Origin of the sequence: Alteromonas ulvae, from assembly GCF_048987005.1 — a bacterium.
Lineage (GTDB): Bacteria > Pseudomonadota > Gammaproteobacteria > Enterobacterales > Alteromonadaceae > Alteromonas.
The window spans coordinates 1239773-1265639 of record NZ_CP185261.1 but is presented as its reverse complement, the minus strand read 5'-3'; the positions used below and the strand labels follow the sequence as shown (position 1 = coordinate 1265639).

The 25867-nt window shown below is 43.8% G+C and carries 24 protein-coding genes, 1 tRNA gene, 2 pseudogenes and 1 riboswitch; of the genes and pseudogenes, 3 read left to right on the top strand and 24 right to left on the bottom strand.

Annotation, left to right across the window (positions count from 1 at the left end; genetic code table 11):
- Positions 1-9: 9 nt before the first annotated feature.
- From ACOJR9_RS05595 to ACOJR9_RS05570, 6 genes and pseudogenes are all read right to left on the bottom strand, one after another.
- Complete coding sequence (locus ACOJR9_RS05595; RefSeq protein ID WP_420935363.1) at positions 10-585, bottom strand: NADPH-dependent FMN reductase; 576 nt, start codon at positions 583-585, stop codon at positions 10-12.
- A 211-nt stretch (positions 586-796) separates the two neighbouring features.
- Positions 797-2527 carry an arginine--tRNA ligase gene (argS, locus tag ACOJR9_RS05590; RefSeq protein WP_420935362.1) on the bottom strand — a complete coding sequence of 577 codons (1731 nt, stop codon included), beginning with the start codon at positions 2525-2527 and terminating at the stop codon, positions 797-799.
- 9 nt (positions 2528-2536) lie between these two features.
- Positions 2537-4126 (bottom strand): peptide chain release factor 3, encoded by a 1590-nt coding sequence (gene prfC, locus ACOJR9_RS05585; RefSeq protein ID WP_420935361.1) that lies wholly within the window; start codon positions 4124-4126, stop codon positions 2537-2539.
- Positions 4127-4306: 180 nt separating this feature from the next.
- A complete protein-coding gene (locus tag ACOJR9_RS05580) occupies positions 4307-5224 on the bottom strand; it encodes a nucleotidyl transferase AbiEii/AbiGii toxin family protein (RefSeq protein ID WP_420935360.1) in 918 nt (305 codons plus the stop codon).
- A 12-nt stretch (positions 5225-5236) separates the two neighbouring features.
- Complete coding sequence (locus tag ACOJR9_RS05575; RefSeq protein WP_420935359.1) at positions 5237-6091, bottom strand: type IV toxin-antitoxin system AbiEi family antitoxin domain-containing protein; 855 nt, start codon at positions 6089-6091, stop codon at positions 5237-5239.
- Positions 6092-6473: 382 nt separating this feature from the next.
- Positions 6474-6953: pseudogene (locus tag ACOJR9_RS05570) on the bottom strand (antirestriction protein ArdA).
- Positions 6954-7208: 255 nt separating this feature from the next.
- Here ACOJR9_RS05570 and ACOJR9_RS05565 point away from each other — a divergent pair.
- Positions 7209-7568: a hypothetical protein gene (locus tag ACOJR9_RS05565; protein WP_420935358.1), complete on the top strand. Its 360-nt coding sequence runs from the start codon at positions 7209-7211 to the stop codon at positions 7566-7568.
- 511 nt (positions 7569-8079) lie between these two features.
- On the opposite strand, the pseudogene ACOJR9_RS05560 reads toward ACOJR9_RS05565, so the two are convergent.
- From ACOJR9_RS05560 to ACOJR9_RS05550, 3 genes and pseudogenes are all read right to left on the bottom strand, one after another.
- Positions 8080-8721 (bottom strand): annotated as a pseudogene (locus ACOJR9_RS05560) (transposase); the annotation flags it as partial.
- A gap of 161 nt (positions 8722-8882) precedes the next feature.
- A complete protein-coding gene (locus tag ACOJR9_RS05555) occupies positions 8883-9218 on the bottom strand; it encodes a hypothetical protein (RefSeq protein WP_420935357.1) in 336 nt (111 codons plus the stop codon).
- Complete coding sequence (locus ACOJR9_RS05550; protein ID WP_420935356.1) at positions 9205-9705, bottom strand: hypothetical protein; 501 nt, start codon at positions 9703-9705, stop codon at positions 9205-9207. The genes ACOJR9_RS05555 and ACOJR9_RS05550 overlap by 14 nt, the downstream gene beginning before the upstream one ends.
- A 386-nt stretch (positions 9706-10091) precedes the next feature.
- Between ACOJR9_RS05550 and ACOJR9_RS05545 the strand changes: the two genes are divergently transcribed.
- Positions 10092-10484 (top strand): GGDEF domain-containing protein, encoded by a 393-nt coding sequence (locus ACOJR9_RS05545; protein WP_420935355.1) that lies wholly within the window; start codon positions 10092-10094, stop codon positions 10482-10484.
- Between the two features lie 66 nt (positions 10485-10550).
- Here ACOJR9_RS05545 and ACOJR9_RS05540 read toward each other — a convergent pair whose 3' ends face one another.
- The 9 genes from ACOJR9_RS05540 to ACOJR9_RS05500 form a co-directional block, all read right to left on the bottom strand.
- Entirely contained in the window at positions 10551-11471 is a 921-nt protein-coding gene (locus ACOJR9_RS05540) for a DMT family transporter (protein ID WP_420935354.1), read from the bottom strand.
- A 260-nt stretch (positions 11472-11731) separates the two neighbouring features.
- Positions 11732-12187, bottom strand: a complete 456-nt coding sequence (gene rimI, locus ACOJR9_RS05535; RefSeq protein WP_420935353.1) for a ribosomal protein S18-alanine N-acetyltransferase — start codon at positions 12185-12187, stop codon at positions 11732-11734.
- A gap of 6 nt (positions 12188-12193) precedes the next feature.
- Positions 12194-12913 carry an alanine acetyltransferase gene (locus ACOJR9_RS05530; protein ID WP_420935352.1) on the bottom strand — a complete coding sequence of 240 codons (720 nt, stop codon included), beginning with the start codon at positions 12911-12913 and terminating at the stop codon, positions 12194-12196.
- Positions 12914-13038: 125 nt separating this feature from the next.
- Positions 13039-13115 (bottom strand) — tRNA-Trp (locus ACOJR9_RS05525).
- A gap of 101 nt (positions 13116-13216) precedes the next feature.
- Positions 13217-14194, bottom strand: a complete 978-nt coding sequence (locus ACOJR9_RS05520) for a phosphotransferase (protein ID WP_420935351.1) — start codon at positions 14192-14194, stop codon at positions 13217-13219.
- Complete coding sequence (pnuC, locus tag ACOJR9_RS05515; RefSeq protein WP_420935350.1) at positions 14160-14798, bottom strand: nicotinamide riboside transporter PnuC; 639 nt, start codon at positions 14796-14798, stop codon at positions 14160-14162. Before pnuC ends, ACOJR9_RS05520 begins: the two co-directional genes overlap by 35 nt.
- Entirely contained in the window at positions 14798-15061 is a 264-nt protein-coding gene (locus ACOJR9_RS05510; RefSeq protein WP_420935349.1) for a hypothetical protein, read from the bottom strand. Before ACOJR9_RS05510 ends, pnuC begins: the two co-directional genes overlap by 1 nt.
- Before the next feature lie 12 nt (positions 15062-15073).
- Entirely contained in the window at positions 15074-17170 is a 2097-nt protein-coding gene (locus ACOJR9_RS05505; RefSeq protein ID WP_420935348.1) for a TonB-dependent receptor, read from the bottom strand.
- 56 nt (positions 17171-17226) lie between these two features.
- Positions 17227-17331: riboswitch (TPP riboswitch) on the bottom strand.
- 163 nt (positions 17332-17494) lie between these two features.
- Positions 17495-17920, bottom strand: a complete 426-nt coding sequence (locus tag ACOJR9_RS05500; protein ID WP_032094467.1) for an acyl-CoA thioesterase — start codon at positions 17918-17920, stop codon at positions 17495-17497.
- Positions 17921-17980: 60 nt separating this feature from the next.
- Between ACOJR9_RS05500 and ACOJR9_RS05495 the strand changes: the two genes are divergently transcribed.
- Complete coding sequence (locus ACOJR9_RS05495) at positions 17981-20479, top strand: GNAT family N-acetyltransferase (protein ID WP_420935347.1); 2499 nt, start codon at positions 17981-17983, stop codon at positions 20477-20479.
- Positions 20480-20674: 195 nt separating this feature from the next.
- Here ACOJR9_RS05495 and ACOJR9_RS05490 read toward each other — a convergent pair whose 3' ends face one another.
- Genes ACOJR9_RS05490 through ACOJR9_RS05465 form a run of 6 tightly spaced genes read right to left on the bottom strand, consistent with a single transcriptional unit; the run spans position 20675 to position 25618 of the window.
- Complete coding sequence (locus ACOJR9_RS05490; RefSeq protein WP_420935346.1) at positions 20675-21940, bottom strand: tetratricopeptide repeat protein; 1266 nt, start codon at positions 21938-21940, stop codon at positions 20675-20677.
- A 2-nt stretch (positions 21941-21942) separates the two neighbouring features.
- Positions 21943-22554: an energy transducer TonB gene (locus tag ACOJR9_RS05485; protein WP_420935345.1), complete on the bottom strand. Its 612-nt coding sequence runs from the start codon at positions 22552-22554 to the stop codon at positions 21943-21945.
- 1 nt (position 22555) lies between these two features.
- A complete protein-coding gene (locus ACOJR9_RS05480; protein WP_032094465.1) occupies positions 22556-22954 on the bottom strand; it encodes an ExbD/TolR family protein in 399 nt (132 codons plus the stop codon).
- A gap of 11 nt (positions 22955-22965) precedes the next feature.
- Entirely contained in the window at positions 22966-23490 is a 525-nt protein-coding gene (locus tag ACOJR9_RS05475; protein WP_420935344.1) for a MotA/TolQ/ExbB proton channel family protein, read from the bottom strand.
- 1 nt (position 23491) lies between these two features.
- Positions 23492-24850 (bottom strand): MotA/TolQ/ExbB proton channel family protein, encoded by a 1359-nt coding sequence (locus tag ACOJR9_RS05470; protein ID WP_420935343.1) that lies wholly within the window; start codon positions 24848-24850, stop codon positions 23492-23494.
- 6 nt (positions 24851-24856) lie between these two features.
- Positions 24857-25618: a DUF3450 domain-containing protein gene (locus tag ACOJR9_RS05465; RefSeq protein ID WP_420935342.1), complete on the bottom strand. Its 762-nt coding sequence runs from the start codon at positions 25616-25618 to the stop codon at positions 24857-24859.
- Positions 25619-25867 lie beyond the last annotated feature (249 nt).

Here is a 25867-nt window from a genome sequence, read left to right as displayed (position 1 = left end):
TCAGCCACGCTATTTTTCAGCAAGCTTACGCGCAAGAGCTGCCGTTTCTTTGCCTAGGTTTTTAAGTTGCTTAATTGTTTTTTCATCGCTTACGTTGCCAGAATCATCAAGCAGTGTATTGACTTTCGCTATGGCCTTTTGATTTGGGCTCACAATAACGCCGATGTTTTCTAACAGCATTCTAAGCACTACCAGCACTCTTAAGCCGCCTAACCCACCAGCAGATGCAGCCATAATACCAGCAACCTTTCCTTTGAATGCTTGAAGCGGCTTTTCACCTTCACTCATTCTAGAAGCCCAGTCGATAGCGTTTTTCAGCAACGCAGGATAGCTGGAGTTATATTCAGGCGACGCAATGAGAAAACCATCGTGCTCCATTAACAGCGCTTTAAACGCCAATGCTTTTTCTGGAATACCAAATTCCGCCTCCTCGTCTTCATTGAATATTGGCATTTGATAATCAGCTAGATTAATAACGGTTACATCTGCCCCTGCTTCTTTTGCCCCTTCAGCGGCTACTTTAACGATAGCATTATTAAACGAACCGTCTCGAGTACTACCAGCGAATGCGAGTATTTTTGTCATTGGCTTTCCTTTTGTTATTCTGTCATTTTAAACTGTTTACATTATCAGCTTTTATTTTTATGGCATTTTATCGCTAAAAGCGGTTACCGATATGCGCTTTAAGCCACAAAGACTAAGCCGTATTGACCTAGTTTGCAAAGAAGAAAAGGCTGACATTACTGCCAGCCTTTGTCTTATACTCTGCTTTATTCTGTATAATGTATGACGTAGATTACATTTTTTCTAGTGTTTCGATACCGAGAAGGGTCAAACCTTTTTCCAACGTATTGGCAACTAAAGCTGACAATGCCAACCGGCTGTCGCGCGTTGTTGGCTCAATGCCGTCTTTCAGCATTGGGCACGCCTCATAAAACGTCATAAAGGCCGATGCCACATCGTACAAATAAGTGCAAAGAATATGCGGCGTTGCCTCGCGAGACACCATGCTGATAACTTCTTCAAATTGTAAAAGAAGTACCGCTAGCGCATGCTCTTGTTTCTCAACCAATGAGATATCAACCGGCATAGACGCCATGTCCACCCCAGCCTTTCTAAATAAACTTTTCACTCGAGTGTAAGCATACTGCAGATAAGGCGCTGTATTGCCTTCAAAACTCAGCATCGAGTCCCAATTAAACATATAGTCAGTGGTACGGTTCTTAGATAGGTCGGCATATTTCACCGCACCAATACCTACTTTGTAGGCAACTTCATTCAGTTCGTCTTCGCTTAAATCGTTGTCACGTTCAGCAATGAGTTTACCTGCGCGCTCAATCGCTTCGTCTAGCAACTCGACCAACTTAACCGTTCCACCCGTACGCGTTTTGAAGGGCTTGCCATCGCTACCTAACATCATGCCAAACGGGCAGTGCTCATAAGTTTGGGTTTCAAGCATAAAGCCCGCTTTGCGACCTACAATTTCTGTTTGTTTAAAGTGCAGAGCTTGACGAGCATCGGTAAGTATCAGCGTGCGGTCGGCATTAAGCGTGCCGCTGCGATAGCGCATGGCTGCAAGGTCGGTAGTAGCATAAAGGTATCCACCGCCAGATTTCTGAACGATATAAACCGCAGGGTTACCCTCTTTATCGGCAAGTTCAGGAATAAAAACGACCTGTGCGCCCTGGTCTTCAACGGCAATACCTTTGGCTTTAAGTTCGGCGATAACATTGGCCAAATCATCATTGTACGCAGACTCGCCCATAATATCGTCGCGGGTTAAACTTACATTGAGTTTTTTATACACTTCTTCCGAATGGGTAATCGATACATCGATAAATTTCTCCCACAGTGCCAAACACTGCTCGTCTCCGCCTTGAAGCTTCACAACGTATTCTCTAGCGCGGTCAGCAAACCCCTCTTCGTTATCAAAACGAACTTTAGCTTCGCGATAAAAGTCTTCTAGGTCAGACAGCGCGGTTTCAGCCACTTCTTCTTGGAGCTTGTCAGACAAATGAGCCAGCAACATGCCAAACTGTGTACCCCAGTCGCCCATGTGGTTTTGGCGAATGACCTTATGCCCTAAAAACTCAAGCACCTTCACTACTGCGTCACCAATAATAGTGGTTCGCAAGTGCCCCACATGCATTTCTTTGGCTAAGTTTGGTGAAGAGTAGTCAACGACGATATTTTGTTCATCCGACTTAGCGATGCCTACGCGAGGGTCAGCAAGTGAAATTTCACATTGGCTAGCAAGCCATTCGTCACTCAAGTGAATGTTGATGAAGCCTGGGCCGGCGACTTCTAATTTTGAAGATACGTCGTCAAGTTCAACAATGTCGACAATTTTATCTGCAATGTCGCGAGGCTTTTGGCGCAATTGCTTAGCCAGCGCCATCGCGCCGTTAAACTGATACTCACCAAATTCTGGACGAGCACTGCGAGAAACGGGAATAGGCGCGTTTTCAACGCCCATTTTTTGAAGTGCTTCACTGAATCGTTTAACTAATAGAGCATGTATATTCATAGTGTGTTCTTAATTTTCGCGCGTGTTCGTAAACTGAATGTCTGGGTAACGCTCTTGCGCTAACTGAAGGTTCACCATAGTCGGTGCAATGTAAGTGAGGTTATCGCCGCCATCTAGCGCAAGGTTTTGCTCGCCTTTTCGACGAAACTCGTCGAGTTTTTTCTCATTATCAGAGTAAACCCAGCGCGCCGTGCTTACATTGATGTGCTCATACAACGCTTCAACGTTGTACTCGGCTTTAAGACGCGCAACCACTACATCAAACTGAAGTACACCAACGGCGCCAACAATAAGATCGTTATTCGCGAGCGGACGAAACACCTGAACCGCGCCCTCTTCTGAGAGCTGTATAAGGCCTTTTAATAATTGCTTTTGCTTGAGCGGATCTTTCAAACGGATACGCTTGAATAGCTCAGGAGCGAAATTAGGAATACCGCTAAATCGGTAGTCATCACCGGATGTAAAAGTATCGCCAATCCGAATAGTACCGTGGTTGTGTAAACCGATAATGTCACCCGCATAGGCCTCTTCGAGTAATGAGCGGTCGCCGGCTAAAAACGTAAGTGCATCAGAAATACGAACATCTTTGCCTAACCGGCTATTGCGCATTTTCATGCCTTTTTCGTATTTACCAGACACAATTCGGCAAAATGCAATTCGGTCTCGGTGCTTTGGATCCATGTTGGCTTGTATTTTAAATACAAAGCCGCTGAACTTGGCGTCTTTGCTGTCAACTTTTCCTACTTCAGTTTCGCGGCCTAGAGGCTCAGGCGCCCACTCAACTAGGCCATCGAGCATGTGGTCAACACCAAAGTTACCTAGTGCAGTTCCAAAGAATACTGGGGTTAATTGCCCCTCTAAAAACAGCTCTTTGTCGAAGTCGTTTGACGCTCCGCGCACTAATTCAAGTTCATCGCGCAACGTATTTGCCAGCTCACTACCTACTGCATCATCAAGCTCAGGATTATTCAGCCCTTTGATAGTGCGCACTTCCTGAATAGTGTGACCTTGACCACTTTGGTATAACACGGTTTCATCACGATACAGATGATAGATACCCTTAAATCGCTTTCCGCTGCCAATGGGCCACGTAATAGGAGCACAAAGAATATCTAGCTCGGTTTCAACTTCATCGAGAAGTTCTAACGGATCGCGAATGTCACGGTCCAGCTTGTTCATAAAGGTAATAATGGGCGTGTCGCGCAGTCTGGTAACTTCCATCAACTTACGGGTTCTGTCTTCTACCCCTTTCGCGGCGTCAATCACCATTAAACAGGAGTCAACGGCCGTAAGTGTACGATAAGTATCTTCAGAGAAATCTTCGTGTCCTGGTGTATCGAGAAGATTGACTAGGTGATCGTTGTAAGGAAATTGCATAACCGAGGTCGTCACGGATATGCCACGTTCTTTTTCCATTTCCATCCAATCTGACTTGGCATGTTGGCCCGACTTTTTTCCTTTAATCGTACCAGCAGTTTGCAGGGCACGACCGAACAGCAATACTTTTTCAGTGATAGTGGTTTTACCCGCATCAGGGTGCGATATGATAGCGAAAGTTCTTCGCTTATTGATTTCATTAAGAAAATCGGCGTTTGCCATGTATCTAAATTCCCATTTTGTACAACTATTTGTACAAAAAAATAAAGTTAACTCTAAGCCCCGATGTTTCACTCAATAAAGAGCGTAAGTAGATTGCCACGGCCTACAGCCAGCAAAACCTCCCATCAAAGCCTTGAAAAATTTGAGCGCTATTCTAGCAAAATAACGAAGTACTATAAATCAAACACTCAGTACTTCTTTTAGCTTTTCTAACGCCAGCTTATGTTTGTCATCTGGCATTTTGGCCAGATTAATCTGTTTCCATTTAATGGCCGGAAGGTCACTCACATTATCAAGCTCAAGTAAAGCCCAATCCGGCTCACGGTTTTTAAACGACAATAAAAAACCTTTTTCACTGTCGGTCAGCCCTTGGTGAATAAGTTCTACCAAACGCTCTCGAACAGCTACCAGCTCTTCAAGCGGTATATCCGTTTTGGCCATGTTTGCAAATTCACCTGCATAAATGGCTGCTATATCTTTAAATTGTGGCTTTAACAATTCGGCCATTGGCCGATTGTGACTTGAGAGATAGATAATTAATGCTTTTCGTATCTCATCCGTCAGGCCTTCATTTTCCAAGAGCCATTTCACATCGAATAAGTCTCTTGGGTGCTGCCTATCTAATGCGGCGCATATTTTGCCAGCATAAAGATCAGCCAAGTCCACCACAGGCACTTCTGCATAACCAAACTCATCTTCTACAGCGGCGCATACTTCCATCATTTGCGGATCGTAAACCGTGCCACGTAACACAGGCGACAGTTCGACTTTAATCTGCACACCATTACGGCCAACGATTAGTCTGAGCGCATCGCGCTTTGACCTGTAAGCTTCGGTTAGCTCTACATCTTTAAACGCAGCTTTTAAATCTGCGCTAATGGCATCTAATGCTTCGCATATTTCCTGCAATGCCTCATCTCGGCCTTTCATGGGTAGATAAACCAGATCAATATCAACCGACAAGCGCGGAAACTCTCTGACAAAGAGATTGATTGCCGTACCACCTTTTAGCGCAAAGCATTCTTGCTTGGCGACAAAAGGCAAAACCTGCATCAATAACTGCACTTGCTTGTAATAAATACTGCTTCTATCTCTCATTTTTTATCAGGGCTAGCTTTCGCTTTCCTTCGCCATATGTGACTGCACCATATTTGAAGGGACTGTGATTAAATAATCCGTATCCAATTTACCGCTTTTGGCTACCACACGCTTACCTGAGCCTAAGTCATAATCCTCGACATTCAGCTTGTCAAACCAAGGGTATGCTTGACGTTTAGCCAGCCAGAAAAACAAGCGTTTTACCTTCACACTTTTACAGGCTTTTAAAAGTGTATCGAGTTTTCTGGGTGATAAATTCACTAGCCCCTGTATTAGCTCATCAGCATGTTCAAAGCTTACAGCATCGGGCAAATCCACCAGCAGTTCCAACAACGCTTTTTCAGGGCATGAAAAATACACTGGGGGCAGTTCTGCCTCCCATTCGTGCTGCTTGATAAACGATTTGTCTTGTAACAGCCATTCAGGCCACAAGGTATTGGTACTATGCCCCTCACATTCAACGGGCAATGACAAACGCCCCAGCCATGATGGCAACTTGCCTTGTGCATATAAATGAATATGTGGCTTACTGCCTAACGACAGATACTGCGACAGTCCCGATAATGACAATGCTGACAACCCGCCAACGATCACCGAAGGCAGAGTATTCGAGCTATTCATATCCATACGCTGCATAGAGGCAACCACCCCTTCCCAGCTCAGTGAGCGGGAATACTGGCTATATACGCCAGTAGCCAGTAATAACAAGGTTTCTGTTTTCACTGCATTATCGATGGCATGGGCGCTCAGGCCTTGTTCAGCCAGCCACTTTTTAGTCGCCAGCATGCCATAGGGTAGAAGCGCTTTAAGTGACTGTTTATAAGCCCCTTTTGCTACATCATCATGTGAAGTAGTGCTGTTAACCAAGCGCAAAACCCTTTTTAGTTTACCATTAGCTTTATTTACGGCGCTAAACGCCGTAAAAAACAATATGTATAAACTAACATGATAAAACATGGTTTACCACTATTAAGTTTCACGGCGTTAAGCGCCGTAAAATACATAAATCATAAACCGCTTCGGTTTAAAACAAAGATGCTATAGGGACTGAAAGTACCAATAGCCGGCATTATTGACACTTTTTTGGGCTCAGCTTGACGACAGCGCGAACAAGACAAACGAAGTATGAGCGATTTAGGCTGTAAGGCCTCTGAGCCCTAAAAGTGCGCTGCAAAAAGTAAGCTCCCGCCCTATCAGCAAGAAAAGGCATGAGCTCGCCTGTTTAATGGTTCCAGAAAAAATGGACTTCCTAATAGCCCGTTTCGATGGTGAAGACATCGCCGCCAAACTCCATATCACGTCCCATCTTTTCATAATCGATATAAAACTCAGGAGTTTTTTTAGTTTCTTCGATCAGCTCTTCAGCATAGTCAGCCAGTGAGGCATAACAGCCACAATAATTGTCTTCAATGGCTTTTTGCGCATCGTCGATACTATCGCCAAAATGAGATAATAATTCGCATGCAATTTCGCCATTTTCTTCAATGTAACATGCAACTTCGTGCGCTCGTTCAATACCTTCATATTCAGAGATTGAATAACCTGCAAAGCCTTCATAATCATGAATGGCATATTCTTCGGCATCGTCTTATGGGCTGTTGGGTAATGACGCATTGATTTGTTGTTGAATATCGTCAATCTCTTGCGTGGCATCAATCCAAACACCGTGTAGTATGCCGTTGTTGTATGCAGCTAGGTCTGCAACATAAATTTTAATATCTTCGCTCATTGTTTTGCTTCTTAATTTTAAAAACACATCCGTTCATAAACACTTACTCAAACCTGATCACAGGCTAATGGTTGATTCTGCATTCAAAGATACTGGTATTTTGGACTTTTTCGATACTTCTAGAGAAGTTCCATACTATTACGCAGAAAGTGCTTTTGATTTACTTGGAAACTCTAGGCTTCAGAATGAATTGGTCGATATTACAACTCTACGATTGATGCTGGGAATACGTGGGGTTTTTATTGGGGATCGGTAATGAGTTTAGGTGGATTTATAAATCAATTATTAGCTGTTGTTGTAGATCTTAACTTTCAAGACGGCTCATCAGCTATCGCTAAGCTTGTCGGCTATAATTCAGTTAGCTCAGGAGAGTTTTTCCAGTTTCAAATCATCAAAGTATATGATAAAAGTGGAAATGAAGTGCCATTGGAAGAATCTCTGTTTAGCTCAGGTGCTATATACCATGCCCCAGAGTACCAAGGCTTTCAAGCACTAGTCGATTGGGCCGTGAGAAATAACCAAGTTTCTATAACGTTTACTGACTCTAGTTACAGAAGAGGTTACGTTAAAATATCTCATTGCACACCAGAATATCCATGTCAGCTTCCACACTAGGAGAAACTGATGATTCTATTGAACACATCAGACATCGTTAAAGGCGTTATAATGTTTTCTGTTATTTCGACACTATTACTTTTCGTAGTTCTAAGGAACGAAAAGCAGAGAACCAGTAAAATAATAAATTACTTTTTAACGACTATTTTTCTACCACCTTGGGCGGTTTATTCTTTTGTCAAATATTGTGTTCAACAATATTTGAACAATAGAAATTTTAATTAAAAAGCTTCTAGATGATCAATTTAGGTAGTAACTGTTAAAAAAGCCCTAGGCGAATGTCTAGGATTTTTGAGTATAAGAACTATAAACGCTATAGGCAATACATAGTGACAGCTGTATTTGAGTCGGGCTTTTGCATATATCGAATGAGTGTTCTGAAAATAGCGCGAAATGAGTAGTCGTTAAGATAAGCAGGTTACCTGGTCTTTAGTACTAACATCTGAAATCAGATTTATAGAGGCTTTTGCCTCAACATATTGCATGTTCAAGCGATCTGTTGATGTAACACTTATGCCCCAAAGTCAAAATCTCGTTGAATGGTGTAGTCATCAACCACTGTGGATTGTACGATTTCGAAAAGCGGCGGGGCTCGACAAGTATTGGCGGTAATCGGAGAGTCTAATTTGTCTAAATGCATAATTATTTTGTAGATGACCGTAGGGTCGGAAATACAAGCGATAAGTTTGACGTTGGTCTTTTTACAAGACTCACACTCGGTAATGTCGATGTTGAATACACGTTTGAGCCTCTGTGCCCAGCTCATACTGCGTGCATGGTACAGCTTATCTGGATACTTTAAGTCCTGGGCCAACCGAGGGCTATTCTTACCACGCTGCGAGGCCGTGACTTCTGCTCGTACATTGGCATTTGGCGCAAATACCCCGTAAAAACGGGTAAGGTTGAGTCTAGGTGGTGGCACCAAGGCTGCCAGTTTACTTATGAAATCAATCGGTGAAAAAAATACATGTGTGGTTTCGTTTGTATATGGCGTTTTTAATTCATATCTGATATTGCCTGTTGTGGTGAGGCTTAAGCGTTTTTCACTCACCGCAGGCCTTGCTATAAACCTACATAATCGCTCGAGCTTATCTTTTTGATGGGTATCAGCAAAAACCCCTGCATGCAGGCTAAATCCAGCTATCTTTGCAAGTTGACCAAAGTTTATTGAATCTTTGGCTGGCAAATACTTGTTAAGTTGCTCAAGAAAACATGGACTAACATTATCTGCTCCCCCCAACTCGAGCGACCTAAGCGTTAACCCGTCAATGACCGAGCCATCCTTGTTCACATCAATGTCTACATAGCCGTTATTCACGGAAATATTGTAAACAACTTGGTTTCTGACGCCCACATCATCGTGGTAATCCGGTCATCGCCATAGAAATTTGCGACAAGCGCTCTCGTTCTGGTCACATATTCCCAACGTCCGCCGATACCTATATTTCCTGCTCCAGCAGAAAAAGAGATCCCAGTAAATCGCGTGTAATCGAATTCTTCCGTTGGATCTGGGAAGTTCGTATCGTAGTAGTTTTGAACATAGCACTGAACACGTGAAATCGCCGAAGCTTGGAATGCGGCTCTTACTGCTTGGGCAATATAAGCATTATCGCTGCAGTTTTGCGCAGAGGAAGTGCTAAAGCTTAGCATGCTTGAATTCGCAAAAAGTAGTCGATGTGCCCAGCCCACCAAACACAGTCGCGGGATTCGTTAACTCTTGATTTATAGCAGCAACAGTATTGTCAAGTTTTCTGTAAGTGGCAAGGATGTCTGTCATCACTTTTTTTGCGTCATCTTGAACAGCGAATTTTTCCGCCTTTAGTGAAACTAAATATTCCGGACTGCCTTGATTGTCATGATAGACGTCAAATCCCCAGATTTGTCCTGTTGCGTAGTTTGCAACTAAGACTTGATTAGGCTGTGAGTAACATTGTTGCGTGTAAGAAGGGCTGAAAATGTCATCGGCATGACATGTCAGGTTGGGCTCAAACTCTTTAGATAAAGCAAACGCTTTTGCTTCCGTTTCGTTACAGTTGTAACAAATTTTTGCCTCATAATTCTCCGCAAGTGCAGGTAGAGTCAGAGGCATTAATGTAGCAAACCCTAGTCGCACTAGAGCATTTTTCCATTTTTCCATTTTTCAACGTTTAGATTTATATGACACTGCTTATCCTTTTAAAACAGCCTTTTTAACCGTAACACGTGGTTGGAAGTTGTCAACTATTGCTAACATTAGCGATAAAGTATCAGAACTATAAACGCCATAGGCAAGACATAGTTATAGTGGAGCATAAGCGAGGATCGGACATAGCAAAACGGTTTGCATTCACAATGTTACCTATCACTTTGAGCTCTATGTTTTTAGTACTTATCGCGCTCAATAATACACTTTCATCTTGGGATCCTGTGGCAACCCTCATGGCCAGAATCTTACTCACCTGCATGTTTATGATAGTAATAACCTCGAATTACTTGATAAAGCGACTTCAAAAAGAAAGGGATGCAGAAAAGGAGGTGGCACTAATGAAAAGCGAACAAACGTCTATCTTAGAGTCTTTGGTAAAAGAGAGAACCTTAGAACTCGAGCAGTCAAACAAAATGCTGGCTGAATTAGCATCTAAAGATGCGCTTACCAATCTACCTAACAGAAGAAGTGTAGACTTATTTGTCGACGCTAGTTTTGAAGAACTGGTAGGCAGCGACCGGAATATTGCGGTAGCGCTTAACGACGTACACGATGGTATCAATGGGCTTTCTCTTACAGAATTAAGGGATAGAAAAGTGGGTGCCAGTATTGGCTGGACTGTATGTACGGGCTCAAATGCTATAGTCGACGCATTTAGACGGGCAGATAAAGCCCTTTATACTGCGAAAAACAAAGGTCGAAATTGTATAATTCGTGCACAAAAAAGGTAGTACAGTAGCCCCTTCCTACTTGGACGAAGTGTGCAACAACACACTCTTCATAAAAAGTGCAGAGGCCTAGGGTAGCCTAAATACTTTTTTCAATGTGTGTGGTGACAACCCGCTCACTATCAATGCAGCAATCATTAACACTGCACCAGCGACGACCATTGGCAATAAGGTTTCCTGTAAAATAACCACCGAGCTTACATAGCCAACTATTGGAGTCAGCGTAGAAATAAGGACAATTTTTTCAGGAGGAAGCTTTGGCCCTGCCGCCACCATTAATCCAAATCCCAGTCCTGTTGCCACCGGACCAATGTAGGTTAATAAAAGCCAGTCTTCCCATGTGTAAAGTGCAAAATCTGGAATAGGTTCAAAAGCCAATGCTAAACCCACCATAGCAACTCCTGCGATGGCGAACTGCCAAAACACTGCCTCGATAACGCTGCCCTGCCACTTGTGAAATGACACTCTGCGGATTGCTACAGCCCAAAGCGCAGAGGCGACTAACATTCCCAACAATGGCAGACGTGCGCCCGGCTCACCAGATGCCAACAAAATCATTGTGCAGCCAACGGTAGAAACAGCGGTAAGTATGAGTCGCTTCAATGGAGCACGCTGTTTGTACCATAAGGTATCAATTAGCAACATCCAAAGCGGCGTGGTGTAAATGAGGATGCTTGCTGTTCCTGCCGGAATGAACTGTAGACAGACCGTGATTAAACCCATCGACAAAACAAATTGAAAAAAACCAACAACAAGAATGACGGATCTGTCTTTTCGATTGAGTACAGGTAACCGCTTCTTGGTTAACACTACAAAAAGCGCTAGTACTGGTAAGCTAAGTAGAAAGCGTAAACTCACCATCCACAGCGGGGAAACTATCTCTAGCCCTACTTTCATTCCAGGCCAGTTAAACCCCAGGCACAGCACGGCAACTAAAAGCATTTTAATACCTTTAGACTGAGTTTTATCTATTGTGGAGGTGTGTTGCATGATCATTAGATCCAGTTGGCTACAGTGACACTGTTGCAGCGCATTAAGATACCTTACCTGTAATGAGCGCGACTATAAGGTAAAACCAGCCTAATTGGAATGAAACGCGGAAAAATGGAAGATACGATATGACCACGTGGTCAACTTTTAGTTACAGCTACATGTGCCTACGAAACCTTTGTTTTTTATCTTCACAATCGAACAATTTTGCTATTGAATGCTATTTTAATTAGGTGATATGGCAGTGGAGCACTCTTCTGCTATGCATTACACCACTTCATGACTAATGCATTCTCTCTGCCTGTTCCTGTGGGGTAGTAATTTTTCCGTGTATCTATATAGGAAAATCCCTGCTGTTTATAAAGGGAAATGGCAACTTCATTACTTTCCCTCACGTCAAGCCACATCTCATCCATACCGTGTAGCGTTGATTGCTCTAGCACAAACGTAAGCAGTGCTTTACCAAGTCCTTTGCCTCTTGCCTTTTTGTCTACAGCTATATCCATTAACGTAGCTTCTGACAGCACTTCAAGCACAATAGCGAACCCTACCACCTCTTCGTTAAAGTAAGCGAATACACCGTAATAAGGTGTTGTGAGACAGTCTTCAAAAGTAGTAAAAGACCATGGATCCACGTGCACAGACTCGTGAATGCGATGAGCCTTGATAACAGAATCTAATGGCGTATGCGAGTTAGCAATGGTCAAGTTTAGCATTCGTGCTTACTCGCTATGTTGGCTAGTTGATATTAATGCCTGCCATAAGTCTCGTTTTTGTTGCGTATTGAGTTGCGTTGGCGGTGCAGGTAAAACTATAGCGTCTTCACGAATACTGAGTGTTGTTCCAATGAATACATTTACCTGGCTCGAGGAGAGACCTAGCTGCACGCAGGCTAATGTGAGATCAGAAAGCCATGCTGCACTTGCTACTTTCTGACTAGCACTTAGCGGTATACCCAGTGGTTGAGACTGAGAACTGGTATCGCTTTGAGCGGATTGTGGCTTAGTGGTGGCTGAACTTTCTTTAGTGGCCGAGCTTTCTTTAATGGGTGGGCTTTCTTTAGAAGCTGGCGCTCCACCAATATCGACTCTTAGCTGATCGAGTCGCGACTGCTTTTCTTGCTGTGAAATAGGCTTGTTAGATACTGGAGCAAGCGCATTTTCTCTAGAAAGCAATTTAGCCGTCTTATTACCGGCTGTCTTGCCATTAGCCATATTTTCATTGGCCGCACTGTCATTAGTAGCATTGCCTTCTTTACTATTTTGTGCGGCAAAATAGGCTTCTTTAGATATCCAAACGGGAATACCCATCTCTTGCAAAACTGCGTGTTGATAAGGCGTAATGAGCATAATAATACCGGCAAGCAGACGTAGCGTAGTAATAACGTAGTCGTAGTGTACTGCAATGATGTGAGATATTGAATGACAAATCGAATTTTGCAAATCTGCTCAAGCGAAAACACCAAGAATGCACTACTAAATAAAAACGACCAAAAAGGGAGTTTATTAAGACTTGAGCTTTGCTGGAATTTGTAAAAGTGTAGCCTGAAAAAAACTCGGAGAGAAAGTGGCAGGGGTGGAGGGACTCGAACCCCCAACCATCGGTTTTGGAGACCGCTGTTCTACCAATTCGAACTACACCCCTAGCGCGCTGTGCATTATACGTATGACAATTAAAAGGTAAAGCCTTTTTGTTGCCTGCACTGGTCTCATGCTTAATTTACACTCAATGCGTTGAAATTTCATTCAAAATGTCTCATTATTCGCTGCCGCATCCATTGCCGCGCGCCATAACGCGTTGGTTACTTCCACAATGTCAGCGAACAACTTATGCTGCGACAGTGCTCTTTGTGGGCAAATACCCATTTCATCGGCGTAAGCGTTAACTAACTGCGCACTTTCGGCATCGGTAAACTCATTGATTAAACAACATGACGCTAAATCAAAATAACGGTTGCCGGCAGCAGCGTATTCCCAATCAATCAGAAGAGGGGGGGTGGCTGTCGCTTTTAAAACATGCGCTTTTAATAAATCATTGTGGCAAATAACGATATCGCTCTTGCCAACACTATCATTGCTCCTGTTTTCGGCATCAACATCGCCACAGGACGCTCTTTCGCTGCAGATAACATGATGCCTCAGCTCACACACTTTATCGAATAAAGCATTTGTCGGAGTAATGTTGGCCACTTCAAGATAATGCTGCCAACGTGCATACAGGTTCAAAGGATGACCGCTGACAGGTAATGCATGAAGCCTTGCTAAAACCTGCGCCATCTGCTGTGGAGTCAATTCCTGCGGATCTGTAGTCATTTTTTGCCCGTTTTTTTTCTTCTGAGGGTGTTGCTGCTGAGCGCTTTCTAGTTCAAGGCTACACTGACTAGAACTCTCCTGAGCACTATTTTCCCGAGCACTGTGCTCCTGCTCTGGCTGAATAGCATCACAATCAATCCATTCCTCGATCCAAATTTTTTCGTCGCCACTTAACCACATGGGTTTTGGCGCGGCGCCTAAACGTGATAAGGATTGCTGCAGCAAAAATTGCTCACGTCGTTTCACGCCACTAAAGTTATCGTCACCCAGCCATTTTACCGCCGCGCTAATGTTGGCATCCCGCAAGTGATATACATGGTTAACCGCACCTGCAGGGCAGCGATACAAACTTGCCTCAGCAGACAGCCCTAGAGGCTTACGTAACAGCTGTAGCAGTTGCTCGTCTGTCATCTTGTGCTTTCCATTGGGAGAACCATTGATAATAACCAAATATAGAAAAGCCCACATACCCTAGGAAAAGACATGCAGATAACGCATACCCTACCTGTAGATATAAATAGGCCGACGCCAAGTTGATAAAAAACCAATATACCCAATTTTGTAAAATTTTGTGGGCAACCATAAAGGTAGTAACAACACTGAGTAAATTAATACTGGCATCTAAGAGTAAGTAATCGCTAATGAACTGTGAGCCCGCAACGTGAGCTAACGCCCACGCAAGCAGCAGCATACCGGGCACGATCAAACAATGAACCCACAGGGCCCATGAACGCACAGGCTTAACCTGCCCGTCTGCTGTGCTGCCCTTCGACCATTGATAGTATCCATAGCCGGCCATTGCCATGTAAAACAGGTTCAAGGCAGCTTGAAAGGGAAGCGTGACTTGCCAGAATAACCAGGTGTAAATGCCAGTGCTCACAAATGCACATGCCCAGCACCAACTGTTTTGCTTTGCGGCAAGCAGCACATACCCTATAGCTAACACAACGGCCACCCACTCTAGTGGAGAAGTAGCCACTATTTGGGCAATAAAATCGGAAAGAAAGCCGTCCACTACGACGACTTTCTTGATTGCATTGCATCAAAGTTAAGGAATTTGGCGACGAAGATCGCCTGTCCTACTTCCTCGTGTGTCCGTTGCATCTCTTTTCCTAAAATTTCCATCACCTTTGTATAATCGCCAGTCACCTGAGTACTGGTAGAGCAGGTGTTAATGCTTAACTCAGTATAGCCATTAAGCCTATCAATAAAATCTTGAATAGGAGGAATATACTCATTCACCAACGGATATAACGACAACTCAACCATGACGTGCATATTCATACTCCCTTAAAATTCATACTTCGCCGTTACGCCAAATTGGCGGCCATTACCAAGCTGGTAATAGGGCTCTTCAAACGCATATTCATCTCTTGGATCATTGCTAAAGCCGCCAAATCCCCGTGTGTAATACTCTCTGTCGAACGCATTTTGGATCCACACAGAAGTTTGCCAGTCGCCATGGTTCACTACCAGCTCTGAGTTCACCAACGTGGTGGATGGCGACGTCACATCATGCCCGTCGGAAAAGCGATATTCGTCTTTATAGTCAATGTCTACCCGCCACGTCACATTGTCGGTTAACGCATATTCACTGTATAGGTTACCTGTCCACTTCGGTGCCTGAGCTTGACGCTGCTCGTTGATTTGAGTGCCATCAGTTTGAGTATATCCTTCAAAAGTTGCTGATAAATATCCCGCACTCGCGCTTAGCTGCCATACATCAGAAATCAACCATGACAACTCAAGCTCAGCCCCTTTATTGGTGCCAAGATCAGCATTGTCAATAATATCAATAAAGCCCTGCGTGCCGTCTTCACGAGTAATCACATCAAAATCACTCACTTGAGTGTCTGTCCTGTCCATGTAGAAAATAGCGGCTCGCGCCGTTAAGTCAGGGGTTAATAGCGGCCCTTTAAATCCTAGCTCGTAATTGACATTGTATTCTTCGTCGAAGAATCGCTGTTCGTCGTTTACTCGGTTATCAGGGTTAAAGCCAGGTCCCTTGAAACCCCGAGAAATACTCGCATAGTAGAAATGATTGCCTTGAGTATATTGCAGGGCCACCTTACCGCCTAGCATATTAGTATCGTTATCGCGGGTCAGGCCACGGTTATCCGCAAAATCGAAATCATAGTTTTCTGCGCGAATACCGGCTACCAGCGTTAAATCATCTCTCAATCGGGTTTCTGTTTCTAAATAAAGCGCGGTTGTTGTGGGGGCAAACTCACTGGCGTAATCACTGTCTAAATACGTGTATTGCCTTAACAGGTTTTCCTCGGTTTGTTTATAGAAAGCCCCTACGGTCCAATCTGTCATACCGCTAAACAGCGCAGCATCATCTGAAGACACAAAGCGTACTTCCCCTGTCTGTGTTTCTACATCACGATAGTACGCGTCAAAAGATGTATAGCCGAAAGGATGAAACCCTGTAAACGTCCAATCTTCGTCAAAACCATAGGCGATATTATGAGAAGCATGCGTCGCGATTACGATGAAGTCACCCGCGCCAGTAGTGGTGGTAGAACGGGCACTCACTGCGTGTGTTTGATGCTCGTCAAAACCCGGCTCGTCAGACAGTGTTCTGTTGTCATTGTCTAAAGAGAAAGCGTCGTAGCCGTTATCAATATCGTACCAACGGTAAGCCAATGCCAATGTCGTTTTGTCATCAAGTTTCCCTTCAACAGCCACGCGCAGCGCAGTTTCGTCAATATTGTTCGTATCGTCTCTGTTTAAAAAGGTATTCTCGACAAAACCATCGCTTCGATTATGAACCAGCGCTACGCGATAGCCCCAATTGGTGTTGATGTCGTCACCGGTGGCAGCCTCAATGCGATAGCTATCTTTATTACCTATTCGCGCTTCGACATAATCAGGCGCCTCACTACCCGTTTCATTACTTGATAACTTAACTGCTCCGGCTAACGCACCCGTTCCATATAGCGTTGCCTGTGGACCGCGATAAACTTCAAGCTGCTTAGTATCAAAAATAATGCCCGAGGCAGCGAGACCAGAAAAATCAAACTCGTCAACGATAAAACTGACAGACGGATTAATCGGCTCAGCAAACTGGCTACGCTCACCAATACCACGAATTTGTATAAAGCGGCCGCGAGAGGCACCCGCCGCAAAATTTACGTTGGGAATACTATTGAGAATACTGTCTACATGAGAAGGCTGCCTGCTGCGCAAACGCTCTTGGTTAAGTATGGTCGCACTGGCGCTGAGCTGAGCTAGTGTAGTTTGACGAAAGTTTCCCGTCACCACTACTTTTTCAATATCGTCGATGGCGTCAGTGTTTGTTTGAGCCTTATCAGAGGCTTCAGTTTGCGCAATCGCAGTTATTGAGGTTGCTAACAGGGAAAGTGTGAAAAGTTGTTTGTACATGGGATCTCTTGTTCTCTTAATAAGAAAAAAGATCCGGGTTTAGCGGCAGGTGATCAGGCTATATTGTCAACCATTCCTACGCCGGTATTATCCGGATCAGGTTTAAGGGTTCCCACTAGTGTGGATCTCAGACCGAAAAACGGACACCCCTTGGTATAATTCGCAATTCACTTACTGTTGATGTGCAATCTGCATGAAATAAAAAAGCACGAGTCATTAACTTAGCGAACGCGATGGAGTCTACCACTTCGAAAAACGCCGTCAAGTACAGTGCTCGTTAAGCTAAGGTCATATTTAATCTAGGTTATTACGATATCGTTTATGTTAGCTATTCTCGATATTAAGATTGAGTTTGCGCACTTCATCATCGGTTTGCGCAATTAACCCTTCTAACGTCTTTCCATGAGAAGCCGGCTGTCGAGTCTCTGGGTCGACCTTAACGAAAACAATATCGTCTGCAAAACAAATCGTCTTTTTAGTGGCTTTATTACGCACTAAGCAACTCACCGTAATAGACGTGCGCCCTACAGCCTTGGTCTCAAGACCAAACTCAACAATATCACCCTGTAAAGCCGGTGATTCAAAACTAATTTCGCCAATATGCTTGGTGACCAAACAATTGGTTTCTAACTGACAAATAGCCCATATGGCGGCCTCTTCATCTATCCATTCCAATGCTCTACCGCCGAACAATGAGTTGGCGTAATTGAGGTCGTTTGGCATCACTAAACGCCGAGAAAGAAAGCGCATTCGAATTCCTTACTATAAATCGTTACTATATGCCTTAAATTATACAGAAAAAAACTCTTCATGGCGCTACAACAATTACGTGATTGGCTACTCGCCCCCTACAACACGCAAGCTGTAAAGCAAAAAAGCGATGTAGAAAACAAAGAAGAACGGCCACAGATTCATCGCCGACTCCTTGTTATATCTGGCGACGTTGAGTTTATTGACAATACGATTGATGTTTTGCTCGCTGAACTACCAGGCCAGTGCCTTGCAGAAGCGTTTAGCGACAGCCAGTTAAAAAGCAATAATAGAAAAGTGCTATTGGGATCTGAACGAGACATAGCCATCTTTCATTGCCATGAGTCGTTTAGTCCAGGCAACTTTTTGGCGTTAGCTGGCACAATTATGCATGGCGGTTGTCTCATTGTTACCTGTCCTTCTTTTGATAGGTGGCCACAGCAGCAACATGCCTCTTTCATTTCATACGGATACAAAAGTGATGACAGTGCTTATTTAAAACGATTTATAGCATTACTTTTAGATGACCAGCACACCGCAATTCACAGCCTTGAAGGTACCCATTTACCGAGCCAAGATATACGGTATCTAAATGAAAAGCAGGCAATGGGTTATTTAGATAATTATGAGGATAGTCAATACCTAACGCCCTCTTTATTTAGCTCTAAAGACCAAAGAGCCGCATTTGATGCGTTGAGTGAGCAGTTTGAAGAGGATAATTTGCATACTCTCGTAGCAGCACCCCGAGGGCGCGGTAAATCAAGCCTGCTAGGAATATTCATATGGCACTTGTTACATGAAGGCCAACATATTCTGCTAACAAGCACACTGTTTGAAAACGTGCACTCTGTTTTCCGCCAGATTGACAGAATGTGCGAACAAAATAAAACTCACACCGGTGTTGGCAAAAATCCGCATTTTGCGCCTTCTTCTTCAAATAATGTGTCGAGTAAAAATTCGGATAAAGTTGTGGATATTGCAGCGGACAAGAAACGACGCATTGGCAAGGGAACCGTTGAATGGGTTGCACCTGATAATCCAATGCTTTTTAACGGTCATTGTGATATCGCCTTTATCGATGAGGCGGCTTCATTACCAATACCCGTAGTGCTGAACATAATCAAAAATCATAAACAGTGGCTGCTTAGCACTACATTACAAGGTTACGAGGGCAGCGGCAGCGGCTTTATTCATAAACTTATTCCGAAATTAAACTTTCATTTGAATGAGCGTGAACGTAAACCTGTCAACATTGTAGAGTTACGCACACCACTTCGCTGGTTTCGCCATGATCCCATTGAACGCTTTATCAATAGAGCCTGTTTATTTGATACAAGTCCTGAAAATTCAAAATCGTTTCTTGAAGGCGATGAAGAAGACGGCCATAAAGCAGTCGAAACGCAACTAGACTCGACTAACACGTTTAATAACATATCGTTGCGCAAAACCAAGTTTCAACAGGTCAGTGAGGCAGTGCTGGAAGACGTAATGCTGCTATTAACACTCGCCCATTACCAAACCACGCCTGATGACTTAATGCGTCTTTTAGATAGCCCAGACCTCATATTATTTTTGCTGTATCAAGACGCCAAAGTTATAGGTGCTGCGGTTGTTAATGAGGAAGGTGGCGAGAAATTGCGAGACATTGCTGAGAATATAGCAACGGGTGAACGTCGGCCTAGAGGACATTTAGGTGCACAGCAACTAACGCTTATTGGTGCGAAACCTGATCTTGCCACCTTGAAGTATTGGCGCATTAACCGCATTGCAGTGTTTCCAGAACTTCAGGGAAACGGATTTGGTACCTTTATTTTAAAATCCATAAAAAATGCTGCTAACGAGGCTCGCATTGACAGCTTAATTACGTCATACGGTTCAGAGGATAAACTAGACAGATTTTGGCAACAGAATAACTTTGTATGCGTACATAAAGGAGAGAGGGCTAACAAAGCTAGTGGTGAAAAAGGCGTATTGCGAATAGCACCTCTCTCGGACCATGCACAAACACTATCATTAGAAGTAGCCAGCATATACGACGCTAAGCAAAAGCAAACTACTTTAGATTCTCTGCCTGCTTCTCTTCAATTACTTTATGTAACCAAACTTCGCCATTTTATAGCGGGCTATCGAAGCCTAGATAACGTCTGGGGAGAGATAAATGCAGTAGCCCTTTGCTGTTGTGAACATGTCGTAAACAATCACAGCCCCCCTTTGCTTAACAGAGGTAGCGCAGCAGAGGATGAATTACCTACACAGACAGCAAACTCAAATGGCTTAACTGCAAAAGCATTAGCTGGTGATTCATTAAGTAGAGGTACATTAAAAAGGAGGAAGCCAAAAACATACACAATCACAGCTTCACTCTTTAAAGCATTGGGTGAAATGAAAGACAACAAGACTAGTAAAACACACAGTGAATTGATCAGGCTTTTACAACAACCTCGTCCTGACTATGATTCGCTCTCCGACACGCTAAAAGCAACGGGAAAAAAAGGAACAACTGCGGCATTGAGGGACATTATTAGCAGCTTTATTTCCATACTTGATATGGAAGACTAGCTAGACGGTAATTACCTTAATAGTAAGTAGCCAGGCAAGTATCTGTACCTCAGCGACCTTTTACATTCAGTATAGCTTTGAGAGCAAATTTTATTCAATCTGCTCTAATTGGCATAGTCCATCTATAAAAATGCTCATATACAAGAAAGCCCCCATGAGGAGGCTTTCTTACTAGCGAAGCGTAGATATTAGCAATTAAATGTTGATACCTCGGTTCTTCGCTTTTTCTTTTATGTAAGGTTCCCACGCCGATGCATTACGACGTAGTGAGCTATCTTTCTTAGCCTCTTGTATGTGTTTGAAGGCTTCTCTGTAGTTACCAGCATAAAAGTTAGCTTCCATTAATGTGAAGTGAACTTTAGCAGGCTTTTCGACCCCTCTCTCAAGCGCATTTTCAAGCGCGGAGATAGCACCTTTATAATCCTCAGCAACCAGTAACAATGTACCTTGCTTTTTATAAAGTTCAGGATCAGAACTCATTTTAGCGGCTTTGCCGTAAAGGCTAGCTGCGGTTTTGAATTCTTTAGCAGAGTGATAAGCATTAGCAAGGCTTGCTAGCATCTTATCGTCTTCTTCAAGCAGACCAGACTTAATAAACTTTTCCATAACCTTGGCACCGCGATAAGGCATGCCGTTAGTTTGGTAAAGCTGAGAAAGTGCCTTGATCTCGCTTTCTTTTTCGAGATAGCCCTGAATATAGGCTAATTCGAATGTTGAGAGCGCCTTCTTGTATTCTTCAACAGAAAGATAGAAGAAACCTAACTGACTCCACCAACGTGGTTCTTCAGGAAACTTGCGCACCAACTCTTCTGCAACAGAAACTGTTTCAGGGAACATCTTACGCTCGTAATACGAAGTAAGCTTCAACACATATGGATTTTTGTTTGGCTCTTCGTATAAAGCGATTGCTTTATCAGCAGGCTCAATCATTTTGTCTAATTGCTTAGACTCATAATAAGCCTGTGCTAGACGTGTATATACGTCAGCGTCTTCTTTACACGTAAAATCCATCCACGAGTTGTACCATTTAACCGCGTCAGTGAACTTTTCTTCCTGCATACTCAAATCACCTAATAGTTTAAGTGTTTGAGCATGCTCAAGATCGTTGAGCACTTTAGGTTGAACAGACTCAGCAAGATATTCGTATGCTTTGCCGCCCTTACCTTCTTGCGCTGCAAGTAAGTTTCCGATGAAACGCTTTACATACGCACTATCGAAGTCATCAGAAGGATCGATATCATAGAGAATATTCAATGCTTCATCGACTTGATCTTCGTTGTAAAACTCAAAGGCTTTCTGTACTTTCTTGCCTGTTCGTTCGCCAACCAGCGTCGTCTTGGCCTTTTCGTATCCAGGACACTCTACAGCAGGTGACTGCGCTAAGGCAGTAGACGATGTAAACATCGACCCTGCGCCTAGCACTAAAGCAACGGCTGACATTTTGAATGAACGTTTCATCATAATCATTGCTCCAGTTTGAAGTCTAACTGTACAAACATACCTGTTTGCTTAACAGCTTTGCCGTCGACAATCTTAGGCTTGTATTTCCACTTGCCAAGAGCGCGGCGAGCTTCACGGTCGAAAATACGCTTTGGATCAGCTTCGATAACTTCGATATCGTCAACGCCACCAACTTCGTTGATAGTGAAAGACAACCTAACCCATCCTTCGCGGCCATCTCTAGCTGCTTGTGGAGGATACTTAGGATCAATTCGAACTATCGGCGTTGCCTCACCGTCGCGCTGCATAGCACCAACACCACCGATATTTACACCTACGCCGCCAGTGTCGATAGCGGGAATAGCTAAACTAAACCCATCAGCATCTGGCTCCGCAGCTTCTGGCTCAACCTGCTCCATTTTAGGAGGCTGTGGAGGCGGAGGCGGCGGTGGAGGCGGAACACGTTGACGCGTTTGCGTCTGGTCGTCTGGTTCCTGCATTACAATATCGATTACGGGCGCAGGCGGCACTTCATCTGCTGGCCTAGATGAGTTTTCAATCAGCTTGGCCATTAGAACGAATAGGGCAAATGCAACACCAGCACCTAATAATATAGATACAATTATACGTAACATCTTATCCCCTTGCCGCTACCGAGACTCGGTCAACGCCAGCGGCTTTAACCTGATCCATGATTTCAACTACTAAACCATGCTTCGCTTTAACATCAGCTTGAATGATTACATAGTCAGTTGGCTGCTCGGTAAGCAGTCTTTCTATATTCGCTCTTACGCTATCCGGCGCCACTTCACGCTTATCTAACCAAACATTTCCATCTTCCGTTACGGCAATGAAGATATTTGCGTTTTTGTGAAGAACCGCCTGATTCGCATCTGGCTTGTTAACTTCAATCCCTGCTTCTTTAACGAAAACAGTGGTAACGATGAAGAAGATCAGCATGATAAAGACAATATCCAACATGGGAGTCATGTCAATCTGTGCATCTTCTTCCTCGGTTCTGACTTTTCGAGGCATAATCTCTCTCTCTAATGATGTGGCAGGCTATCAACTAGCCCTTCTCTTGCCAGCTTCACTTTCGCTTCAAGACGTGAACTGATAAACAGCCCAGATAGCGCTGCTACCATTCCCGCCATTGTCGGGATAGTAGCCATAGAGATACCAGATGCCATAAGACGTGCATTACTGGTTCCTTGTGTGGCCATTGTCTCGAAAACGCTGATCATCCCGGTTACTGTTCCAAGTAGTCCAATTAACGGACACATTGCAATAATCGTTCTTATGATTAGCATTCTTGCGGTTAAGTCGTCTGACGCTTGAGAAATCCACGCGTCACGGATTCTATGCGCATACCATGAAGTAGTATCTGCTCGTGCATCCCAATTAGCGATGATGTTCTTCTTCACCTTTGGAAAAACAGAGGTTAAATACCAATAACGCTCAATCATTAAAACCCACATGAGAAAGAGCGCGGCAGCGACGAAATAAAGCACGTCACCGCCGGTAGCGATAAAGTCCCTGACCGATTCAGATAATCCAATCAGGTAATTCATATTACGCCTTCTCCGACTCTGAGTGCGCAGCTACGATACCCGCAGTTTGCTCATCAAGAATATGGATGATTGACTTGCTGCGAGAAGCTACGATGCTGTGAGTAAGGATTAACGGTAGTGCCGCAATGATACCCTGAGCTGTAGTTACAAGAGCCATTGAGATACTTCCTGCCATCATACGTGGGTCACCAGTACCGAACAATGTGATGGTTTGGAATGTCTCAATCATACCAAGTACTGTACCCAGTAGACCTAGTAGAGGTGCAATCGCTGCGAAAATCTTGATTACGTTGATGCCGCTTTCAATACGTGGAAGTTCACGAAGAATAGCTTCATCAAGTTTAAGTTCTAAGTTTTCTGCGTCAGCATTTTTGTTCTCGCCGTATACTTTAAGGATACGACCGAGAGGGTTGCCTTCAGACGGGTTGTTCACGTTTTTAAGCTGTGAGCGCATTTTGCCGCCAACAACAGTAAGTGTAATTAGCTTGTAAACACCGATAAGCAAACCGATAGCGAGCATCACTGTAATTGTGTAACCTACCGGTCCACCAGCGTGGTAGCGCTCAGACATCGTTGCTTTTTGCTTTAACAGACCAAGGATTGCACCTTGAGAAGGGTCAGCATAAAAAGGAACTAGGCCAGATGTAGCAGACACTAAGTCATTTGCTGAAGCGACAAAATGACCATCTGGCTGACGGCCAAGAGGCTGTACAACTTCTGCTTCTGCGTCGTATGCAAGGTAACCGTCTGCACCAACAAGGTTAAACGTACCTACACGTACGATTTCTTGTTGAGATGAACCGCCGTCTAGGTTTACAACTTCAGTAGTAAACTTAACAACTTCACCGCCTTCCGTCATTTCTTTCTGAAGTGCAAACCATAGGTCTTCTAGTTCTTGAATGTTAGGAAGACCTTTAGAATCTTCTGACATTGCAGCAAGAAATTCACCACGACCTGCGTATTGAGCACTTACGATTGACGTAGAGATACGACCAAATGCTTCTGATGACGCTTGACGTACAACACCAAACATCTCACCAAGAGTACCTGTTGCTTGGTCTAATTCAGCTGCTTTTTCATTCAACGTTACTTCGTTGTCAGAAAATTGTTGCTGTAGACGATCGCCACGATCTTCTTCTGCTTTTAGTTCGTTTTGTGCTTTTCTTAAAAGCGCTTGCTTGTCAGCACGAGCAGACTGAAACTCAGCCTCACGTTGCTTATCTAAGCGTGCTTCAGAAACACGGTTCTGCTGAACTTGGTCAAGCAGGTCCTTAAGGCTCTTTGCTTCCTGAGCCTGTGCTCCGGTTGCCGCAACTGCTAGTGTCACAGCGGCTAAAAGAGATTTGAATACTGGTTTCATTAACTATTACTCCGCTGCACTAATTGGTAGTTTGATGAGGTCTGCAGGAACGACGCCATTAGCCATCTTAACTGCATCAACAACTGATGAAAGGTATTCATCACCAAGTTTTTCCCATGCACGGCTCTCGTTGTTCCAAACCCATGCGTGAGTTTGATCAAGAGAAAGCGCAAGCAGTGCTGCACGACCAAGGTTGAAGAAATCAACAGTTACTTCTGTACCTGCATCATCAATTGTACCTTGGTATGAATTGATCTTCGTACCGTATTCAACTTCTACAAGGTAGGCTTCAAGCACCTGACGAAACTGTTCTGATACAGTAACGTTAGAGTTGGCCATTAGGTCGCGAAGACGCTCAACGCGCTGAAGACGTTCGTCTAAATGAATAGGACGATCTAGTTTGATAAACTTTTCTAAGCTATCAATCATGCGGAACATAAGCGGAACGATGCCCTGCTTTGTTTCTTCAATGCTGTCAATTTGACGTTGCAATGAATTGATGCCGCGCTGCTGGTCAGCAACAAGGCTAGCTAGATAATCGTTGTAGATTTTGAGGTTTTCTGTCTGGTCTACTGTTTGACGATACTCAACAAGTAGTTCCTGAGATTGTTCAAACAACGTGTTGATTTTTTCTTGCGATTTCGCTGCAGCCGCATGAATTTTTGCTTCTTCTCTGTGAAGATCTTCAAGGGTATCTGCAGAGACTGCGCTACCTGTTAGTGCGAATGCACCTATAACAGTAGAAGCAATAAGAGTTCTCTTGCTCATTTTGGACATAGTTCCCAACCAAATTTCTTATTTGAATCCTCGCCGATAGGAAAACATTCGGGCAAGGGGCGTAGTAATTTTCACAATGTTGTTTCGAATATGTAATGCATGAGGCGCTAACCAGCACTACGAATCTATTATACTCACACGGAATATAAGCGTTAGTCAAGCAGCACTATGTCCACACCAATGAAATGAGACCTTGCCTGACTAAAAAACAAACGTTAATTCATCCTGCCACATATACCA

Coding starts and splice junctions, on each gene's coding strand:
- ACOJR9_RS05595 (WP_420935363.1), bottom strand. CDS start 585: ATGACAAAAATACTCGCATTCGCTGGTAGTACTCGAGACGGTTCGTTT.
- argS (WP_420935362.1), bottom strand. CDS start 2,527: ATGAATATACATGCTCTATTAGTTAAACGATTCAGTGAAGCACTTCAA.
- prfC (WP_420935361.1), bottom strand. CDS start 4,126: ATGGCAAACGCCGATTTTCTTAATGAAATCAATAAGCGAAGAACTTTC.
- ACOJR9_RS05580 (WP_420935360.1), bottom strand. CDS start 5,224: ATGAGAGATAGAAGCAGTATTTATTACAAGCAAGTGCAGTTATTGATG.
- ACOJR9_RS05565 (WP_420935358.1), top strand. CDS start 7,209: ATGAGTTTAGGTGGATTTATAAATCAATTATTAGCTGTTGTTGTAGAT.
- ACOJR9_RS05555 (WP_420935357.1), bottom strand. CDS start 9,218: ATGCTAAGCTTTAGCACTTCCTCTGCGCAAAACTGCAGCGATAATGCT.
- ACOJR9_RS05550 (WP_420935356.1), bottom strand. CDS start 9,705: ATGGAAAAATGGAAAAATGCTCTAGTGCGACTAGGGTTTGCTACATTA.
- ACOJR9_RS05545 (WP_420935355.1), top strand. CDS start 10,092: ATGAAAAGCGAACAAACGTCTATCTTAGAGTCTTTGGTAAAAGAGAGA.
- ACOJR9_RS05540 (WP_420935354.1), bottom strand. CDS start 11,471: ATGCAACACACCTCCACAATAGATAAAACTCAGTCTAAAGGTATTAAA.
- rimI (WP_420935353.1), bottom strand. CDS start 12,187: ATGCTAAACTTGACCATTGCTAACTCGCATACGCCATTAGATTCTGTT.
- ACOJR9_RS05520 (WP_420935351.1), bottom strand. CDS start 14,194: ATGACAGACGAGCAACTGCTACAGCTGTTACGTAAGCCTCTAGGGCTG.
- ACOJR9_RS05510 (WP_420935349.1), bottom strand. CDS start 15,061: ATGCACGTCATGGTTGAGTTGTCGTTATATCCGTTGGTGAATGAGTAT.
- ACOJR9_RS05505 (WP_420935348.1), bottom strand. CDS start 17,170: ATGTACAAACAACTTTTCACACTTTCCCTGTTAGCAACCTCAATAACT.
- ACOJR9_RS05500 (WP_032094467.1), bottom strand. CDS start 17,920: ATGCGCTTTCTTTCTCGGCGTTTAGTGATGCCAAACGACCTCAATTAC.
- ACOJR9_RS05495 (WP_420935347.1), top strand. CDS start 17,981: ATGGCGCTACAACAATTACGTGATTGGCTACTCGCCCCCTACAACACG.
- ACOJR9_RS05490 (WP_420935346.1), bottom strand. CDS start 21,940: ATGATGAAACGTTCATTCAAAATGTCAGCCGTTGCTTTAGTGCTAGGC.
- ACOJR9_RS05485 (WP_420935345.1), bottom strand. CDS start 22,554: ATGTTACGTATAATTGTATCTATATTATTAGGTGCTGGTGTTGCATTT.
- ACOJR9_RS05480 (WP_032094465.1), bottom strand. CDS start 22,954: ATGCCTCGAAAAGTCAGAACCGAGGAAGAAGATGCACAGATTGACATG.
- ACOJR9_RS05475 (WP_420935344.1), bottom strand. CDS start 23,490: ATGAATTACCTGATTGGATTATCTGAATCGGTCAGGGACTTTATCGCT.
- ACOJR9_RS05470 (WP_420935343.1), bottom strand. CDS start 24,850: ATGAAACCAGTATTCAAATCTCTTTTAGCCGCTGTGACACTAGCAGTT.
- ACOJR9_RS05465 (WP_420935342.1), bottom strand. CDS start 25,618: ATGAGCAAGAGAACTCTTATTGCTTCTACTGTTATAGGTGCATTCGCA.